This is a genomic window from Protofrankia coriariae (assembly GCF_001017755.1).
Classification (GTDB): Bacteria; Actinomycetota; Actinomycetes; order Frankiales; family Frankiaceae; genus Protofrankia; species Protofrankia coriariae.
Genome location: NZ_JWIO01000040.1, coordinates 1 through 17597 on the forward strand (window position 1 = coordinate 1; position 17597 = coordinate 17597).

Annotated in this window: 17 protein-coding genes; 9 read left to right on the forward strand and 8 right to left on the reverse strand. The window is 68.8% G+C overall.

The window, feature by feature from the left end; genetic code table 11:
• Positions 1 to 3: 3 nt before the first annotated feature.
• Together FrCorBMG51_RS19480 and FrCorBMG51_RS31775 are read right to left on the reverse strand one after the other, a co-directional pair.
• The gene (locus FrCorBMG51_RS19480) at positions 4 to 525 is read right to left on the reverse strand and encodes a class I SAM-dependent methyltransferase (RefSeq protein ID WP_235433738.1); all 522 of its coding nucleotides are present in this window, start codon (positions 523 to 525) and stop codon (positions 4 to 6) included.
• Positions 526 to 939: 414 nt separating this feature from the next.
• Positions 940 to 1140 (reverse strand): hypothetical protein, encoded by a 201-nt coding sequence (locus tag FrCorBMG51_RS31775; protein WP_235433739.1) that lies wholly within the window; start codon positions 1138 to 1140, stop codon positions 940 to 942.
• Here FrCorBMG51_RS31775 and FrCorBMG51_RS34100 point away from each other — a divergent pair.
• From FrCorBMG51_RS34100 to FrCorBMG51_RS19490, 4 genes are all read left to right on the forward strand, one after another.
• Positions 1066 to 1242, forward strand: a complete 177-nt coding sequence (locus FrCorBMG51_RS34100; RefSeq protein ID WP_420848649.1) for a hypothetical protein — start codon at positions 1066 to 1068, stop codon at positions 1240 to 1242. The two genes, FrCorBMG51_RS31775 and FrCorBMG51_RS34100, sit on opposite strands and share 75 nt — an antisense overlap.
• A 1268-nt stretch (positions 1243 to 2510) precedes the next feature.
• Positions 2511 to 2834, forward strand: coding sequence for a histidine kinase (locus FrCorBMG51_RS35035; RefSeq protein WP_476742210.1), 324 nt, complete (start codon positions 2511 to 2513; stop codon positions 2832 to 2834).
• A 17-nt stretch (positions 2835 to 2851) separates the two neighbouring features.
• Positions 2852 to 3181 (forward strand): sensor histidine kinase, encoded by a 330-nt coding sequence (locus tag FrCorBMG51_RS31780; RefSeq protein WP_052914848.1) that lies wholly within the window; start codon positions 2852 to 2854, stop codon positions 3179 to 3181.
• A gap of 50 nt (positions 3182 to 3231) precedes the next feature.
• Positions 3232 to 3897 (forward strand): LuxR C-terminal-related transcriptional regulator, encoded by a 666-nt coding sequence (locus FrCorBMG51_RS19490; protein WP_371390742.1) that lies wholly within the window; start codon positions 3232 to 3234, stop codon positions 3895 to 3897.
• Positions 3898 to 4073: 176 nt separating this feature from the next.
• Here the strand turns inward: FrCorBMG51_RS19490 and FrCorBMG51_RS19495 are convergent, their stop codons facing one another.
• A complete protein-coding gene (locus FrCorBMG51_RS19495) occupies positions 4074 to 4436 on the reverse strand; it encodes a response regulator transcription factor (protein ID WP_047224492.1) in 363 nt (120 codons plus the stop codon).
• A 695-nt stretch (positions 4437 to 5131) separates the two neighbouring features.
• On the opposite strand from FrCorBMG51_RS19495, the gene FrCorBMG51_RS28570 reads away from it, so the two are divergent.
• Positions 5132 to 5572, forward strand: coding sequence for a hypothetical protein (locus FrCorBMG51_RS28570; protein WP_139342347.1), 441 nt, complete (start codon positions 5132 to 5134; stop codon positions 5570 to 5572).
• A 70-nt stretch (positions 5573 to 5642) separates the two neighbouring features.
• Here the strand turns inward: FrCorBMG51_RS28570 and FrCorBMG51_RS19505 are convergent, their stop codons facing one another.
• Positions 5643 to 6053 (reverse strand): VOC family protein, encoded by a 411-nt coding sequence (locus FrCorBMG51_RS19505; RefSeq protein ID WP_047224494.1) that lies wholly within the window; start codon positions 6051 to 6053, stop codon positions 5643 to 5645.
• A gap of 172 nt (positions 6054 to 6225) precedes the next feature.
• On the opposite strand from FrCorBMG51_RS19505, the gene FrCorBMG51_RS19510 reads away from it, so the two are divergent.
• Entirely contained in the window at positions 6226 to 6489 is a 264-nt protein-coding gene (locus FrCorBMG51_RS19510) for a DUF2277 domain-containing protein (protein ID WP_047224521.1), read from the forward strand.
• 266 nt (positions 6490 to 6755) lie between these two features.
• On the opposite strand, the gene FrCorBMG51_RS19515 is transcribed toward FrCorBMG51_RS19510, so the two are convergent.
• Both FrCorBMG51_RS19515 and FrCorBMG51_RS19525 read right to left on the reverse strand, forming a co-directional pair.
• On the reverse strand, positions 6756 to 9104 hold the full coding sequence (locus FrCorBMG51_RS19515; RefSeq protein WP_162233249.1) for a DUF6114 domain-containing protein: 2349 nt from the start codon (positions 9102 to 9104) through the stop codon (positions 6756 to 6758).
• Positions 9105 to 9303: 199 nt separating this feature from the next.
• Positions 9304 to 9978, reverse strand: coding sequence for a hypothetical protein (locus FrCorBMG51_RS19525; protein ID WP_157180587.1), 675 nt, complete (start codon positions 9976 to 9978; stop codon positions 9304 to 9306).
• A gap of 275 nt (positions 9979 to 10253) precedes the next feature.
• Between FrCorBMG51_RS19525 and FrCorBMG51_RS19530 the strand changes: the two genes are divergently transcribed.
• Positions 10254 to 10916: a Uma2 family endonuclease gene (locus FrCorBMG51_RS19530; protein WP_157180588.1), complete on the forward strand. Its 663-nt coding sequence runs from the start codon at positions 10254 to 10256 to the stop codon at positions 10914 to 10916.
• A gap of 398 nt (positions 10917 to 11314) precedes the next feature.
• Positions 11315 to 14878: a DNA polymerase III subunit alpha gene (gene dnaE / locus FrCorBMG51_RS19535; RefSeq protein WP_047224498.1), complete on the forward strand. Its 3564-nt coding sequence runs from the start codon at positions 11315 to 11317 to the stop codon at positions 14876 to 14878.
• Positions 14879 to 15037: 159 nt separating this feature from the next.
• On the opposite strand, the gene FrCorBMG51_RS19540 is transcribed toward dnaE, so the two are convergent.
• A complete protein-coding gene (locus FrCorBMG51_RS19540; RefSeq protein WP_235433741.1) occupies positions 15038 to 15346 on the reverse strand; it encodes a TFIIB-type zinc ribbon-containing protein in 309 nt (102 codons plus the stop codon).
• Between the two features lie 392 nt (positions 15347 to 15738).
• Here FrCorBMG51_RS19540 and FrCorBMG51_RS19545 point away from each other — a divergent pair, with 392 nt between their 5' ends.
• Positions 15739 to 16527, forward strand: a complete 789-nt coding sequence (locus FrCorBMG51_RS19545; RefSeq protein WP_235433742.1) for an enoyl-CoA hydratase-related protein — start codon at positions 15739 to 15741, stop codon at positions 16525 to 16527.
• Here the strand turns inward: FrCorBMG51_RS19545 and FrCorBMG51_RS19550 are convergent.
• On the reverse strand, positions 16476 to 17597 hold the full coding sequence (locus FrCorBMG51_RS19550) for a CaiB/BaiF CoA transferase family protein (protein WP_200902516.1): 1122 nt from the start codon (positions 17595 to 17597) through the stop codon (positions 16476 to 16478). The genes FrCorBMG51_RS19545 and FrCorBMG51_RS19550 overlap by 52 nt on opposite strands.

Below are 17597 nucleotides of genomic sequence, written 5' to 3' on the forward strand. Positions count from 1 at the left end.
ATCTTATCTTAGCGGCATTGCTCCCGAGGCTTCCGGACCTTCATCGAAGTAGTCGTGCGTGACCGTGCTTCCGGTCTCGTCGTCGAGGACGAAGCTGAAGGGATGGAACTCCGCGAGGTACAGGCACCCAACGGGAGCCAGTAGTTCAGCGACCACCGACGCCCAGCGGCTGATGTCGGGAAGCCAGTTCAGTGCCCCGAAGCTGGCATAGACAATGTCGAAGGTCTCCACCTCGACCGCCGAGACCGCGTCGTAGACATCCGCGGTCAGGAAGCGTGCGTCGATGCCGAGTTCGGTCGCGAGTCGTGAAGCCGCTCTGATCGCGGGTGGAGAGAAGTCCAGTCCGGTGACCTGCGCTCCTCGTGCCGCCCACGACAGCGTGTCCCGGCCAAAGTGGCACTGCAGATGGATCAGGCTCTTGCCCCTGACATCCCCCACCTCGGCTGTCTCGAAGTCCTTCAGAGAATCGGGCCAGGCACGAAATCCCTCCATGTCGTAGAGGGCCGCACCCAGATGAATCGGCACCCGCTCATCCCAGTATGCCTTGTTCAACTCCCGCCAGTGCCCTGCCAGGTCACCCATGAATCCGAACGATACACAGAGGCAGACTGGCGCACTACCAGAGCCTCGGCAAGATCGTATAGGGTGGCGACTCGTTGCGCTGGGTGGTTGCTCTACCGCCAGTCCTGGGCATCCTGGTTGCTCGCGCCCGCCGCGGAGGCCGGCTGGCACGTCGCCCGGCGCGCCAACTGCACGCCGGGTATTCTCTCCGGCGGTTCGAGCGACGATTCGGAAATCCAGCGGCGATGCGGCGGCGGCGCGTCGCAGAACTTGAGTTGATGGAACCCAGGCCTGTCGTTGCGAAAGAAGTGGCCTCCCGTTCGGGACAGTGAAAGCGCGACCAATCAGAACCCGAAAAGATAAGGCCATCATGTGCCATCATGCCAGACCGCCGCCGCCCCGTCGAGAACGCCGGCGCCAGCCGACGAGGAAGACGTCGGCAGTATTCTTTCCGCGCTGGGCCAGGTAGCGGATTTCCGGAAACCGCGCGGGAAGATATACGAGCTGTGTTTCGTGCTCGCCGTCACGGTCATCGCCACGTTTGCGGGCGCCACCGGCTTCCGTGAGATCGGCAGCCACGCGCCCTGTAGTCCCAGCTTCGGTGGCATCCTGGCACCTTGGCCCAGTGCGCCGTGCTTGGTTACGGCCCTCGTCAGAGCTACCGGGGTGGAGACACAGTGATCGACTGTGGCGGTCGTCGACGGTGATGTCGCGGTAATGTCGTTGACAGTCGCGGAGGGCGCTGTGACGATCACTCTGTGAGAATCGAGGGGGTGGCAGGACGGGCTTTCGTGCCTCGTCCGCTGTTGTCTTTCCGTGCTCTGCTGACGCCAACGCTGGTGGTGTATCTCGCGGTCGGGTTCGGGGTGCTGCTCGGGGTGTCCGGGCTGGTGTTCAAGGTGCGGGACGGTTCGCATCCCATCGTGGACACCGTTCTGGGAGCCACCGGCGGTTTCCTCTTTCTCGCCGCCGGGGCGGTGGCGCATGCCCGCCGGCCGATGAACCGGGTGGGGCTGCTGATGGTCCTGGTCGGTGTCGGCTTCTTCGCCGAGGACCTGCAACTGTCACGCACCCCGGTGATATACACCGCCGGGTTGTTGCTGACCCGGGCGTCGAGCGGGTTCGCCACCCGCCTGGTGCTGGCCTTCCCGAGCGGGCGCCTGGCCTCACGGGCACAGCGGCTGCTCGTCGCAGCCGCGTATGCCACGGTCTTCGGACTTCCCCTGGTCGCTGCCCTGTTCTTCGACAGCCGCCAGCGTCCCATCCCGATTCCGAACCTGCTGCTTGTCGCCGACAACCTGCCATTGACGCGGGCAGTGAACCACATTGAGGAGAGCATCGGCGCAGCGATCGGCGTGGGCGTGCTGGTGGTGCTGGTCCGCCGCTGGGTGACGGCCAGCCGGCCGCTGCGGCGGGTGCTCGCACCGGTCTTCCTCACGGCTCTGGTGGGGGCCGCCGCCACGGTGGCTGGCGGGGCCGTGGGCTCGGCGGATCCGCGGCACTCGACGTTCCTGTGGGTCTACTGGGTGGCGTTCTGCCTGCTGCCGTTGGCGTTTCTCGGCGGGGTCCTGCGGGTCCAGTTGGGACGCACCGCCGTCGGGGATCTGCTGGGACGGTTGCGCGAGCCGCTGTCACCCGCCGACCTGCAAAGACTCCTGGCGCGGTCGTTGGGCGACCCGTCGTTGCGGGTCGGCTACTGGCGGCCGGAGTCCGAGGCGTTCATCGATGGGGACGGCCGTCCGCTGCGGATGCCGGAGAACGATGCGGAGCGCGCCGTGTGGCCGGTGGAACGCGACGGCCGGCGGGTCGCGGCACTGTTCCACGACCCGGCGCTGCGGGAGGACCCGCACCGCCTCGAGGCGATGGCCGCCGCGGCCGGGCTGGCCCTGGACAACCAGCGGCTGGCCGCCGAGGTGAGAGCCCAGCTCGCCGAGGTCCGGGCCTCGCGGATGCGGATCGTCGCCGCGGCCGACGCCGAACGACGCCGCCTCGAACGCGATCTGCACGACGGCGCGCAGCAACGGCTCGTGGTCGCGCGGCTGTTGTTGCGCCTGGCCCAGGAGCGCCTCGACGGCACCGTCGACGAGCAGAGCACGGCGTTGCTCGCGCGCAGCGCCGACGGGCTCGACGCGGCCATGGACGAGCTGCGGGCACTCGCCCGCGGCATCCACCCCGCCATCCTCACCGACGCCGGCCTGCTCCCCGCGCTGCGGGCGCTGACCGAGCAGACCCCGCTCGACGTGCGGCTGACGGCGACCGCCGTACNNGGCTGACGGCGACCGCCGTACCCGTGCTGACCCCCGCCGTGGAGGCGACCTGCTACTTCGTGGTGGCCGAGGCGCTGACCAACGCCCTCAAGTACGCCCACGCCGACCAGGTCCGGATCGACGTCGAACACGCCGACGGCCGGCTGCGCGTCGAGGTCACCGACAACGGAATCGGAGGGGCCGACATCACAGCCGGAGCAGCCGGAACGGCAGGGGCAACGGGAACAGCCGGCACGGGCCTGCTCGGCCTGCGTGACCGGCTCTCGGCACTCGACGGCATGCTGACCGTGCACAGCCCCGCAGGCCACGGCACCATCGTCCGTGCGCTTCTCCCGACGGGTGATCCGCAATGAAACCCTTGCCGTCCTTGCCGTCCTCGTCAAGCCGGTCCGCGGGATTACGGGTGGTGCTCGCCGACGACGCGGTGTTCCTGCGGGAGGTTGTCGCCGAGCTGCTCCGCAGCCACGGATGCGACGTCGTCGCGCAGGTCGCCGATCCGGCCGGTCTGCATGGCGCGATCGCCGCGCTGCGGCCCGACGTGGCGGTGGTCGACATCCGCATGCCTCCCACCCACCATCTCGAAGGGCTCGAGGCGGCTGTCGCCATCCGCCGGGATCACCCCGACGTCGGCGTCCTGCTGCTCTCCCAGTACCTGGAGTCCCACTATCTGCCGACCCTGTTCGGCGCGGGCGCCGGGAGCATCGGCTACCTGCTCAAGGAACGGGTCGCCGGGACGGCGGTCTTCCTGGACGCGGTCCGCCGGGTCGCGGCCGGCGGCTGCGCCCTCGACCCCGACGTGGCGGCGCTGCTGGTCGGCGGCCGGCGCCGACGTGACCCGCTCGACACGCTGACCGACCGTGAACGCGAAGTGCTCGCCCTGATGGCCGAGGGGCGCTCCAACCGCTCCATCAGCGACCATCTCGTTCTCACTCCCAGAACGGTCGAGTCCCACGTGCGCAGCATCTTCACCCGGCTCGGCCTGCAGCCGCAGCCCGACGACCACCGCCGCGTCCTCGCCGTCCTCACCTACCTCCAGGCCACCGGCACGACCGCCACCCAAAGATTGTGATCATGGTGACCGGGCGGGCCTGCCGCGGCCGGCGGCTCGCGAGCGTCGCCAGGCGGCACATGACGGACGCCGGCTACCAAAGAAGATCGCCGCGAGTTTGTTGTTCGGCACGCTTTTCGGGCTGCTGGGCGTACAAAACGACAAACATACGGGGATCTTCCCCGGCGGCCAGGGGATCACTGGCATGTGGTGGTCAGGCGCGTGAGCGCCGTCGACGACAGCTCGGATTTGAGCAGGAAGCCACATGCCCCGCCGTCGGCGATGCGACTGCCGTAGTCGGTGGCGTCCCGGGCCGAACACAGCACCACCTTGACCGTCGGCATCCTCGTACGGAGCTCGCGGCAGACCGTGAACCCGTCGATGTCGGGCAGGCGCACGTCGAGCAGCACGATGTCCGGCCGCAGCCGGGCCGCCTCGACCAGCCCGTCGGCTCCGGTCCCAGCCTCCCCGACGACCCGGTATCCACCGGTCTCCAGCATCACGCGGGCGACCGCCCGGAAATCCGCAAGATCGTCGACAATCAGAACAGTGGACGCCACCGACCGACGATCCCACCACGACCGCGTCCCCACGTCCGTGCCAGCCCTGAAGCGGAGGGCGTCATCCGGGCTGGCCTCACCCGCTACCCATGCTGGCCGGCGAGCACCCGCATGGCCGAATCGTCGCGTGGCCGAATCGTCGTGCCCAACCATCCGGGCTGACGGCCTTCGGTTTTCAGTGTTGGCACGGATGTTCCCGCGACCGATGCCCGTGAGGATCGATCTGACGATCGTGGCAGGGCCTCGAAACGGCGGTGGCACCGATCAGGAAGTGCCGCCAGTGAGTCATGACATGTTGTGGGGGAAGAGACGTGATGCGCACGGTCGGCCGGCGTTGTCGGAGATTTTCGTACCGGCGGACGAGGGCGCGGGAGGCACTGTCGGTCCCGCGTTTCGTCGTCCGTCTCCCGGCGCTTCTTCCCAGGCATGCGCTGGCCGGTTTCCTGGCGCTGTCCCTGCTTGCCACGGGCTGTCTGGACGATATGGGGGGCAGCGGTGGTTCGCGGCCGAGCGGCGGGCCGACCCGACAGAACGGGCAGAACGGGCAGAACGGGCAGGACCGGAAGCCGAAAGGGCCGGTCTGCCCCACGCCCGGGCGGCTCACGAAATCCCAGCTTCCCAAGTTTCCGTCGGCGGACGCGGTCAGCGTGATCAATCAGAATCCATGCGTCAGCATCGCGGGTCTTGCCGATCAGATGATCGGTTTCATTCCCAGGGGACGCGCGGGGGAGTTCGCGCAGTTCCGCGGCGGGCTTGAGCAGTTCATCAAAAGGGTGAACGCGGCCAACGACGTGGTGGACTGCGCCTACGAGACCGACCATCTGGCGATCGAGGTGTACCAGCATGATGACTGGCACTGGTCACTTGGTATGGTCGCGGTCGTCCGTGGGGATCTCGACGCGCTGGTCGACGGCGCGGCCTGCTGGTTGCTGAAGAGAGTGCCGTTCCCAACCGGCGGATTCGGATTCCGCGGCGAGAAGCGCGAGCCCGACCCTGCCTTCTGCGCCGACGCCGTCAGCAGAAAAAGCAAAAGCGATCGTTTCACGGTCATGTGGATCGGATCCTCGGATCTCATGTGCAAGAGCCTTGCCTACCTGGCGAATCCCGCTCAGCCGACGCCCTCGAGCGCCGGCTGAGGTGTCACTCCGAATCCTCGGATTCAGCGCGGCATGGTGTGCCCAGGATTCTCCATGTCGATTCTCCATGTCACGAAGGGTGTCCTCCCCGGGGTGCGCCGGTGTAGGTTCCGAAGGCCCACAGGTTGCCCTCCGGGTCTCGTACCACGAACTCACGAGAGCCGTAGGGCGTCTCGTTGATCTTGACGATGATGTCGGCGCCCGCGGCCAGTACCCGCTCGTACAGCCGATCGGGGTCGCTGGTCACCACATAGCCGCCCGCCGTGCCGGGCTCGCGCGTCCAGTGGCCCTCGGGCTTGTACGCGCCGAGCATGACGCCGCCGGATCCCTCGGGCCAGAGCAGTTCGGCGTGTTCGACGGTCTCGCCTTCACCGTGGCGTGCGACAAGGTCGAAACCGAAGGTCCCGACCAGGTAGTCGATGAGCACGGCGGGGTTGTGGGCCTGCAGGGTGAGCCACACGGTGGGATTCGTATCGGGCATGACCTCATTCTGACCGCCGGCCGTATCCTCCGTCCGAATGGTTTCGGAACTCTTCGGTGAGCGGGTGGACAGCGAACTGGACTCCGGCCTGGCCGCGACGCTGACGTACGTGACCCGCCCGCACGCGCGGGCCGCCCAGCACATACGGATCTGTGGGGAGACGGTGAGGATCATGTGTCGTAACATCACCGAACTGCGGGGCCTTCAGCCGCCGGCGACCGACGAGGAGATCGAGGCGGCCGCCCGCCAGTTCGTCCGGAAGGTCAGCGGTCTGCGCCAGCCTCCGGCCACGGCCGGGGACGCGTTCGAGACGGCGGTCGCCGAGGTGGGCGCCGCGGTCCACCGGCTGCTCGACACGCTGCCGGCCCGCCGCCAGCCGCCGGCCACACTCCCGCCGCTACGACGCCCGGAGATCCGCGCCCGCCTGAACACGTGAGCATCCCGGGTACCAGCCGGCCGGCCCGCACAGGCCGGCCCGGCCGCTGCCCAGACGTCCGTCGATGCCGTCGATGCCGGCCATCAGGCGCCGCGGGCGGCGTCCGCGGCCAGCCGCGGGGAACATGATCTGGGCTGTTTTGTCGTTGTGTACGGTTTTCGGCCCCAGTGGCGTACACAATGACAAACTCGCGGCGATCTTCTCTGCCTCCGTCGGGCGCGGGGCACTCGGAGAGCGTCACGAGGGTCCGGATCACGAGGTCCGGATCACGAGGGTCCGGAGAGGACGCAGAGAAGGTCCAGGGGATGACACCGTCGGGACGGCGTCGGCTGACCGGATGCCGGTGTCGTCGGTGCGGGGGCAGTCCCCGGCGGTGGCGCGGCCGGGCCTGGGGTTCCCGCACCGCCCGCGCCGGAGGCGGTCGCTGGCGCTGTCGCTGGCGTTGTCGCGGGGACGGTGGCTGCGGGGGTGACACCGGCCGTTCGTGTGCCCGCGGCGTCGTCCTGTGCCCCGGTGCGCTGCGCCCCACCGCCCTGGGGCACGCCGTCCTGGAACATGGCGTCATGGGAGGCGGAGCCGTCGCAGTACGCCGGCGGCGCGTCCAGGCCGGGGGAGTAGCCGCCGGGGCGCAGCAGTACCGAGGCGCCGGTCAGGCGCAGCCTGGGCATGGTGATCCGGCCGGACTCGCTGTATATCCGGCCCAGCGTCAGCAGGACGTCGCCGCGCCTGACCAGGCCGACCACCGCCGAGACGACGGTGTCCCGATAGCCGGTGGCGGGATCGACGTCGAGCGCACGGTTCAGTGACGGGTCCAGCAGCGGCCCCGTGCCGCGGCCCGAGCCGTGGACGCCGGCATCCCGTACACAGGTGAAGGGCGCGGTGATTTCGCTTGCCTCCGAGGCCTCGCTCCCCGCCGCCGCCGCGGCCTCCGCCGGCATGCCGGTCGTGGTTATCGTGTTCGCGGTCACCTCCAGCGTCCACGTTCCGAGCGTGCCGAGGCGGATTTCCTTCTCCAGACGGAAGTCAGCGGCGCTGACCAGGTCGCCGATGCGCAGCAGCGCGGCCGGTGCGCCGTCCGCCGGGCTGGTCGTGCCGTCGAGCGCCAGCTGTCGCAGTTCGATGTCCCGGCCCGTCCAGTGGAACGTGTTGGTGCCCCCGGCGTGTGCCGAGGCGGTGCCGGCCATGCCGATGATCAGGACGGCCGAGCCCACGACCAGCAGGGACAACGACGCGCCGAGGTGGCGTGGGAAACGGGTCACCGGGCGTCCGGGTCCGGTGCCGAGCCCGTGGCGCGCCGGCCGGATTCGGCCGCGGAATCCAGGACGGCGGAATCTGGGGCGGTGCGGGGCAGGACCCCCGCGGCTGGCAGCGGAGAAGGCGGAACAGCGGAATCGGGAGGCGGGGAATCCGCGGCCGCGGGCTGGGCATCCGAAACCGAGGAACTCGTGACCGCGGCCGCGGGCCGGGTNCCCGGCCGCGGGCCGGGTGTCGGCAGGCGGGGAGCCCGCGGCCGGGGCGGGCGCTGCCAGGGATGACGCCGTCGGGGCGGTGACCACGCGCAGCGAGACCGTCCGTGTGCGTGGGATCAGGTCGTGGGGTGCGCGGCCGGTCCACAGCAGAAGCAGCCAGCCGGCGGTGACGACGGCGGCACACAGCGCGGCCGGGCCCAGACCGACGTGCCGGGGGAGCGGCAGCACGAGTTCGACGGTGCCGACGACCTCCACCGTGCGCAGTGCCTCGCGGAGCACCGCCCGGGCGGCCGGCACCGCCGCGGTGCCCGTCGCCGCCGCGGTGCCTGACACGGCGGTGCCTGACACGGTGCTGCCTGTCGCCGGGCCGGCACCCGGTGCCGCCGCGGCTACAGCGCCCTCCGCCGTGAACACCCGGATGCCGAGCAGCAGCCGGCCCGGGGTCAGGGCGGCGGCGACGCCCGGCCCGACAACCAGCAGCCAGGCCGCCAGGTGCAGCGCGTACCAGACGGCGATGCGCTCCTTGACCGGCCCGTTCAGGACGGTCGCGTACAGGCCGACGACGATGACGCCGGCCAGCGCCAGGTCGATGGCCGCCGCCGCGGCCCGCACGCCGACGCGGGCGGCGCGCACGGCGAGGAACGCGCCGTCCGGTGGCGGGGTCCACGCGGCGGCGAGCGACCCACCGATGATCGCCAGCAGCGAGCCGGCCCCCAACCCGCCGGCGGCGATCGGGAAGGCGATCAGGCCGCCGATGACCGACAGCAGGCCCAGCGCCGCGCACGCGCCCGGATACCAGAGCATCAGCAGACCGAACGCGACGATGAACAGACCGACAGCCAGCCCGTACACGGCAACGTCGGCGGCGAAGAAGGCCGGACCGAACGAGAAGCTGAAGTAGCAGATGGCGGCCCCGCCGGCCATGGTCGGCACGGCCGCCCGCCACGGTGTCCCCGCCGCCGACAGCCGGTCGTCGGACAGCGGCCGGGCCGTCGCCACCACGGGCCGGCCGCGCTCGCGGTGGCGACGGGGCGGCTTCGCCGGGTGGGCCGGCCGCGCCGGGTGGGCCGGCTTCGCCAGGTGGGCCGGGCGGGGCGGCGTGGCGGACACGTTCGTTGCCGCCCCTGCTGGCCGTGGCCGGGCCATCAGGCCACCGGGCCCGCGTCACCGGACCGTTTCGTGGCCGGAGCCGGACCTCCTGCCGGCGACGGCCGCGAAACCGCGGAGCGGGAGAACCAGGCAGCAAAAGCGGTAAGAACGGTGTGAGCCGCAAAAGTGGTGAAAAGGTGGGGCCGTGCCGTCCGGTCGTTCGTGTGAGGGCCGTCCGGCCGCTTGCGCGAAGCATTCATGCCAGGCAACGGAATTTCTGCGGGTCGTAGCCGCCGCGCTCGATGCCGACCTGGAGGTTGCCCAGCGAGAGGCCGGTCGACCGCAGGCTCGTCGCCTCGACCCCGACGCCGACCAGTACGACCCGGCCGGCATCCAGCCGGATGGAGGCGAGCGGAGCGCCGCCGGCGGCGTCGATGGCGACCCCGTGGAAATCGATCGATTCCACGCAGATCCGGGACGCGCCGAGCGTGAGGTCGGTCACCTTTGTTCGTCCGGGGGCGTTGATCCGTAGTTTCCAGGTACCCAGCCCGCCGGGCAGTTCGAAGGCCTTCTCCAGGACCAGCCCGTCGATCAGCGCCTGTTTCATGCGGATTTCGCCCGCCGGCAGCTGGCCGCCGTCCGGGGACGAGTTCTCGTCGATGCTGGGCACCAGCGTGAAGCTGCCCGGCCGTGCCGGCTCGCCGGTGTCGATCGAGGCGCCGGCGACGCCGAAGGAACCGACGTTGCCGAGCGCGAACGGGAGGGCCGCGCTCCCCGACAGGACGACGACGACCATCGCCAGCAGCAGCGTGAACGCCACTCCGCCCACCGCCAGCAGTCGACTTCGGCTGATCATTGTGTACGGCTGATCATTGTGTACCTCGCCCGTGCGCGGGGGTGTGCTCCCGTCGAGGTTGGTCGACCGGCACATCCGCCGCCCCCCTGACGCTCACCGGCTGAGAATTCCACCGTTCCTGCGCAAGTGTCAATGAATCGGATGATTCGGCCCACGGGCTTGCCGTGGCCTACCGGGCGGACATCCGCCGGGTGGGCATCCAGCGGATGGAGATCTGGCAGGCGGAGATCTGACGGGTGGATGTGGAGATCTACCGGGCGGGCATTGGCGACGCATCGCCATAGAGGCGCCACGCCATGGCGTATGCTCCACAGCAAACGTGCCGTCCGGATCTGCGGAGGAGTGGCACCATGACAGCTGTGGCGGTAAAGCATGACCCGGTTTCCCACGAGCCGGCCAGCGGGCCGGCCGGCAGGCCGCTGGACATCGCCGGCCTGGCCGGCTGGCCGCTGCCGGTCGGCCAGGTCGACTTCGACGAGGGCCTGGCCTTCCTGCGGGCTGTCGAGCCCGGCGGCTACACCGTGGACGTTCTCGAGCACGCGCCCCACGACCGGCGGCGCTGGGAACTCCTCGACGGTGTCGTCGTCGTGAGCCCCGCCCCCGACTACCGCCACCAACGGGTCGTGCTCCGCCTCGGCGCTGTCCTGCTCGCGGCCGAGCGGGCAGGCCTGCACACTCTGATCGCGCCGTTCGACGTGCCCGTGTCGGTGACCAGGAAGTTCCAGCCGGACGTCCTCGTCATGCCCGACCAGGAGGCGGTCCTGCCCGTCCTCGTGGTCGAGGTCCTCTCCCGTTACGGCCGCACGTACGACACCCGGCACAAGCGGACCGCCTACCAGGAGGCCGGTATCCGCTCCTACTGGATCATCGATCCGCAGGTCCCGTCGGTGACCGTCCACCGGCTCGGCCGTCACGGCGTCTACGAGGTCGTCGACACCATCCGCGGCGACGACCGCCGCGAGCTCACCGAGCCCTTCCCCGTCACCGTGCGCCCCGCCGATCTGTTGCTCTGAGCGGCCGCGCCGGCCCGAGCGGCGCACCCACGATCACGGGGCCGGGCTCCGGGCCCGGCCGGCTGGGCGACCGTACGGTCCTTCCGCTGTCGACGGCCCGGCTGTCCGGAGCGCACACGGATGCTCGTAGCCGCCCGTGATCGGCCGAGAACGGTGTGGCTGGCTTCCAGTGTCAATTCTTCGATCTTCCGGCGTCTGGTGGGCGGGGCGTGGCAATACGTAGAACAAGACGTGTCAATACGTAGGATCAGCGTCCTGATTTGCGATTGTTGATCGAATTGTGATAATGAGAGCGGCTGTCCGACGCGCCTACTCGACGCGCGATGCGGGGAGGCCCCGGGCGGAAGCGCCCAGGCGTTAAGGTCTTCGTCGAGGCCGTACGGTGCGAAAGGGGACCAATGTCCAAGGGTGATTCCTTCGTCCACCTGCACGTGCACACCGAGTACTCGATGTTGGACGGTGCGGCGAAGGTCGGTCTGCTGTTCGCCGAAGCGGCCCGCCTGGGCATGCCCGCGGTAGGGATGACCGACCACGGCAACATGTTCGGTTCCTACGAGTTCCACCAGGCCGCGAAGAAGGCCGGCGTCAAACCGATCATCGGTATAGAAGCCTATGTCGCGCCGGAGACCCGGCACCACAAGAAACCCGTCTTCTGGGGTGACGGCGGGCAGCGCGACGCCGATCCGGACGGCGAGGGCGGCGACGTCTCCGGGGGTGGTGCCTACACCCACATGACAATGTTGGCGGCCAACTCGACGGGGCTGCGCAATCTTTTCCGGCTGAGCAGCATCGCCTCGCTCGACGGCTATTACCGCAAGCCCCGGATGGACCGGGAGCTGATCGCCGAGCATGCCGAGGGCATTATCGCCACGACCGGCTGTCCGTCCGGCGTGGTGCAGACCCGGCTGCGGCTGAACCAGTTCGACAGGGCGGTGGAGGCCGCGGCCACCTACCGGGACATCTTCGGCCCGGAGAACTATTTCCTGGAACTGATGGACCACGGGCTCGCGATCGAGCGGAAGGTCCGCGACGGGCTGCTCGACATCGCCCGCCGGCTCGATCTGCGGCCGTTGGCCACGAACGACAGCCACTATGTCACCAAGGACCAGGCCGACTCGCACAGCGCGTTGTTGTGCGTCGGCACCGGGAAGCGGCTCGACGACCCGAAGCGGTTCAGGTTCGACGGCGACGGCTACTACCTGAAAAGCACCGAGGAAATGCGCGACATGTGGGACGGGCAGGTTCCCGGCGCGTGCGACAGCTCACTGCTGATCGCCGAACGGGTCCAGCCGTACGACGACGTCTTCGCGTATGTCGACCGGATGCCGCGGTTCCCCGTCCCGGAGGGGGAGGACCAGCTTTCGTGGCTGCGTAAGGAGGTCGCCCGCGGCGTCGAGCACCGGTTCGGCGCGAATCCGCCGCAGGAGGTTCTCGACCGAGTCGAGTACGAGATCGGCGTCATCGCCAACATGGGCTTCCCGGCCTACTTCCTCGTTGTTGCCGACATCTGCCGGTACGCCCGGGAGAAGGGCATCCGGGTCGGCCCGGGGCGTGGTTCGGCGACCGGGTCGATGGTCTCCTACGTCCTCGGTGTCACCGAACTCGACCCGATCGAGCACCGGCTGATCTTCGAGCGGTTCCTCAACCCCGAACGCATCACCCCGCCGGACATCGACCTCGACTTCGACGAACGTCGCCGCGGTGACATGATCCGTTATGTCACCGAGCGGTACGGCGAGGACCGGGTGTGCCAGATCCTCACCTTCGGCACGATCAAGGCGAAGGCCGCGGTCAAGGACTCCTGCCGGGTGCTGGGCTACCCGTACGCCCTCGGCGACAAAATCACCAAGGCGATGCCCCCGGACGTGTTCGGTAAGGGCATTCCGCTGTCCGGCATCCTCGACCCCGCGCACGAGCGGTACAGCGAGGCCGCCGAGGTGCGTGGCCTCTACGAGAGCGACCAGGACGTCCGCAAGATCATTGACACCGCGCGTGGGCTGGAGGGCCTCACCCGCGGCACGGGGGTGCACGCGGCCGGGGTGATCCTCTGCTCCGAGCCGCTGCTGGACGTCCTGCCGATCCACCGGCGGGACGCCGACGGCGCCATCATCACGGGTTTCCCGTTCCCGCAGTGCGAGGACATGGGCCTGTTGAAGATGGACTTCCTCGGCCTGCGCAACCTCACCGTCATCGACGACGCGATCCTCAACGTGCGCAAGAACCGCGGCATCGACATCGACCTGCAGAAGCTTCCGCTGGCGGACACCCCGACCTTCCAGCTGATGGCCCGTGGGGACACCCTCGGCGTCTTCCAGCTCGACGGCGGCCCCATGCGCAGCCTGCTGCGGCTGATGGCCCCGACGAAGTTCGAGGACATCGCCGCCGTTCTCGCGCTGTACCGGCCGGGGCCGATGGCGGCCAACTCCCACATCGAGTACGCCGACCGCAAGAACGGCCGCAAGCCCATCACCCCCATCCATCCCGCGCTCAGGGATCCGCTGGAGGACATCCTCGGCGAGACCTACCACCTGGTGGTCTACCAGGAGCAGGTCATGACCATCGCGCGGGAGCTCGCCGGCTACAGCCTCGGCAGTGCCGACCTGCTGCGCCGCGCCATGGGCAAGAAGAAGAAGGAGGTCCTGGACGCCAACCACGCGGAGTTCATGGCCGGCATGGCGAAGAACGGCTACTCCACCGAGGCCGCCCAGGCGCTGTGGGACGTGCTGGTCCCCTTCTCCGGATACGGGTTCAACAAATCCCACACGGCCGGTTATGGCGTCGTCTCGTTCTGGACCGCCTATCTGAAGGCGAACTTCCCGGCCGAGTACATGGCGGCGCTGCTGACCTCCGTCGGGGACGACAAGGACAAGATGGCGGTGTATCTCGCCGAATGCCGCAAGATGGGCATCCGGGTGCTGCCGCCCGACGTGAACGAGTCGACGCTCTACTTCACTCCGGTCGGCGGCGACATCCGTTTCGGTCTCGGCGCGATCCGTAACGTGGGGGCGAACGTCGTCGCCTCGATCGCCGCCTCCCGGGAACGGAAGGGTGACTACGCGTCGTTCCCGGACTTCCTGGAGAAGGTCGAGATCGCGGTCTGCAACAAGCGTGTCGTCGACTCCCTGATCAAAGCGGGCGCGTTCGACTCCCTCGGGCACAACCGCCGCGCCCTGTCACAGGTCCACGAAACCGCGGTCGACGCCGTCATCGGCACGAAACGCAACGAGGCGTTCGGCCAGTTCGACCTTTTCGGTGGCGGTGGCGGTGACGAGCCGGACGAGTCGATGAAAATCGGCCTCGGGCTGGATCTCAGCGCCGCCGAGTGGCCGCGCCCGGAACTTCTCGCGCAGGAACGCGAAATGCTCGGCCTGTACGTCTCCAGCCATCCGCTGGAAGGCACCCAGCGGATTCTGGACCGCAACCGGGACACCCGGATCATCGACCTTCTCGACAGCGGCCGCGGCGAGGGCGAGGTGCAGATCGCCGGCGTGATCGCGAAGATCGACCGGCGGGTCAACAAGAACAACGGCAACCTCTGGGCCATCGTCACCGTCGAGGACCTGGACGCGTCGGTCGAGGTCCTGTTCTTCCCGAAGAGCTACGAGGTGTACGCCGAGCAGCTCATACCCGACGCGGTGGTCTCCGTCCGCGGCCGTATCAACGAACGCGACGGATCCATCAGCATATTCGCCCACGACCTGACCACTCTCGACGTGAGCGTGAATCCGGACGCCGGACCGCCGGTGCTGATTTCCCTGCCCACGCACAAGGTGACCCCGAGCCTCGTCGACGAGCTGCGCCTGATCCTGTCCACCCATCCCGGGAACACTCCGGTGCACATCCGGCTGGAAAGCCCCCGCCGCAGCAATCTCCTGCTGCGTCTGGGGCCGGAGGTCGACGCGTCCTCCGCGTTCTGGGGCGACCTGAAAAGCCTGCTCGGCACGAAGGCCGTCGCCTCCTGACCAACCCGGCCGTCCGCTCCCTCGATGTTGTCCCCCGTGATCGGACGTCGCCACGTGAAAGGGCCCCGGTGCCGCGACCGGATATTCGGTGCGGCCCCGGGGCCCTGTCACGTGACGACACGGGATACGGCCGTTGAGAAACAGCCCTTGCGGATCCGGTCAGGAGGAGAAGAACAGCTTGGCGAAACCGTGGTGGCCGTGACCATGGTGGCCGTGATGGCCGTGCCCGCCGTGGTGACCCCCGTGCGGTGCGCCCCACGCGGGCTGCGCGTACTGCGCGGGCTGTGTGTACTGCGGCGGGGGCGGCGGAGGCTGGTTGAACTGCCCTTCAAGCCGGCTGATGGCTTCCAGCTCCCCGTAGTCAAGGAAGATTCCCCGGCAGTTGTCGCACTGCTCGATCTGCACGCCGCTGCGGTTGTAGGTCCGCATCACCCCGCGGCACTTGGGACACTGCAGTGTGTAGCTCACGACGAAACCCACCCATCTCGCACTCGCTCGCCTGGTGCGGCCCATTAGATCATTCGATTCGCCAGTAGCGTACCGGGTGTCCCGGATGCGACCAGGGGACGTCACACCGACCTGTCGGTCGCGGCTCGGACCGTCGGCGCGGCTGGGTCGTACCCCCACACCGGACACGGAACCGTCGCCACCGAGGCGGACCGCGCCGGGCGTACCGCCCACGAGATCGCTGACCAGCTCGGTCGCACCCGGATCGGTGGTCGTGCGCCTCCCGAGCGCCAGCGTTCCTGTACGCGCGTACATATTCGCTCCGAACGACCCTCCCCTGGCCGCGACAGAATCAGGGGATGCAGAGTGCGTTGACCGCTGAAATCGAGATCGATCATCACGGACCTGTTGCCGTGGTGCGGTTCAACAGACCCGACACCCTGAATGCGTTCACCCGCACGATGGGGGATGCGTATGCCGTGGCGATGCGTCAACTGGACCGGGATCCGCTCGTGCGGGCAATTGTTGTGACCGGCAGCGGCCGGGGCTTCTGTTCTGGTGCCGACGTCGAGGTGCTCCGTGGCGGTCCAGCCGCCATACGCGCCTTCATCCCGGCGCGGGAGGACATGCCCAGCTTTGTTCATCGCCTGTCCACCCCGGTCATAGCCGCGGTGAACGGGCCGGTGGCGGGAATCGGTTTCGCGTACATGATGGGCAGCGACGTTCGGTTCGCCGCGCGTGAGGCGAAGATCGCCACGACGTTTGCCCGCCTCGGGCTGGTCGCGGAATATGGCCTGTCGTGGCTGTTACCGCGTGCGCTCGGTGTCGGCCGTGCGCTTGATCTGCTCCTGAGCGGAAGGGCGATCACTGGCGCCGAGGCCCTCGAGATGGGGCTTGTGCAGTTCGCCGTGCCGGTCGCTGACGTCTTCACCACGGCTGTGGAGTACGCGACCGACCTCGCCCTGAACTGTGCGTCGACCTCACTAGCAGTGATCAAGGCGCAGGTGTACGCCGACCTTGAGGACAACGAGACGCGGGCGCTGGAGCGTACGGTCCGGCTGATGGATCGGTCGTTCGACGGTCCTGATCTGGCTGAAGCCCTGTCCGCAAGAAGCGAGAGTCGTCGGCCGCTGTTCGGCGCGGCAGCCGGTTACGTGATCGCCCCTGACGCGCGAAGTGCGGCCAGCCCGGTTTCGTCGTAACCCAGTTGCCGCAGCATCTCCGGCCCGTCGGTTGCGGCATTGCCGCCCGCGGCGAGGGTCGTCGGCGTGCCGGAGAACCTGGGTGGAGGCAGCGCGACCAGCGTGTCCTCGAACTCGGTGTAGGCCTGTCTGGCGACGTTGTGTGGGTGTTCTGGCGCTTCGGTGAGGCTCAGGACGGGTGCCACGCAGGCGTCGAGGGGTGCGAACAGTTCGGCCCACTCGTCACGGGTCCTGCTCCTGAAGGTGTCGGTGAGCCATGACTCGACAGCATCCGACTGGCCGCGATCGTACGGTGACGGCACCTGCGTAGGGTCGGATCCGATGGCCTCGCAGAACGTCTGCCAGAACTGCGGCTCGAGCGCGCCCATGGCCACCCAACGGCCGTCGGCGCACTCGTAGCACCGGTAGTTCGGACTACCGCCGTCAAGCAGGTTCGATTCGCGCTCGTCGCGCCACGAGCCGGAGCCGAGCAGCGTTCGCGTCATCGTTCCGAGATATGCGGCGCCCTCGACCATCGCGGCGTCAATGACCTGGCCGGCCCCGGACGTCCGGGCGTGAAGTACCGCCGCCAACAGCCCCATACCGAGGAAGAGGGATCCGCCGGCGAAGTCCGCCAGGTAGTTCACCGGCGGTGTGGGCGCTCCATGTCTGGTGCCGATTCCGTGCAGAAGGCCGGAGATGGCGAGGTAGGTGATGTCGTGGCCGGCGGTCCGCGCGAGTGGTCCGTCCTGGCCCCAACCGGTCAGGCGGCCGTAGACGAGCCGAGGGTTGCGGGACAGCGCTTCATCGGGGCCAATGCCGAGGCGCTCGGCGACGCCGGGACGAAATCCTTCGATCAGAACGTCTGATCGCTCGGCCAGGCGCAGGACGACGTCGCCCGCGCCGTGCGCGTGAAGGTCCAGTTCAAGGTGTCGTCGTCCGCGGCCGAGTGGGCCGGCGATGAACACCTCGTCAAGACTGCTGCGCTTTGCCGCCGGTTTCTGAATACGGACCACGTCCGCACCGAGGTCCGCCAGCAACATGCCGAGAAACGGCACAGGTCCGATGGCCGGTAGTTCCAGCACTGTCAC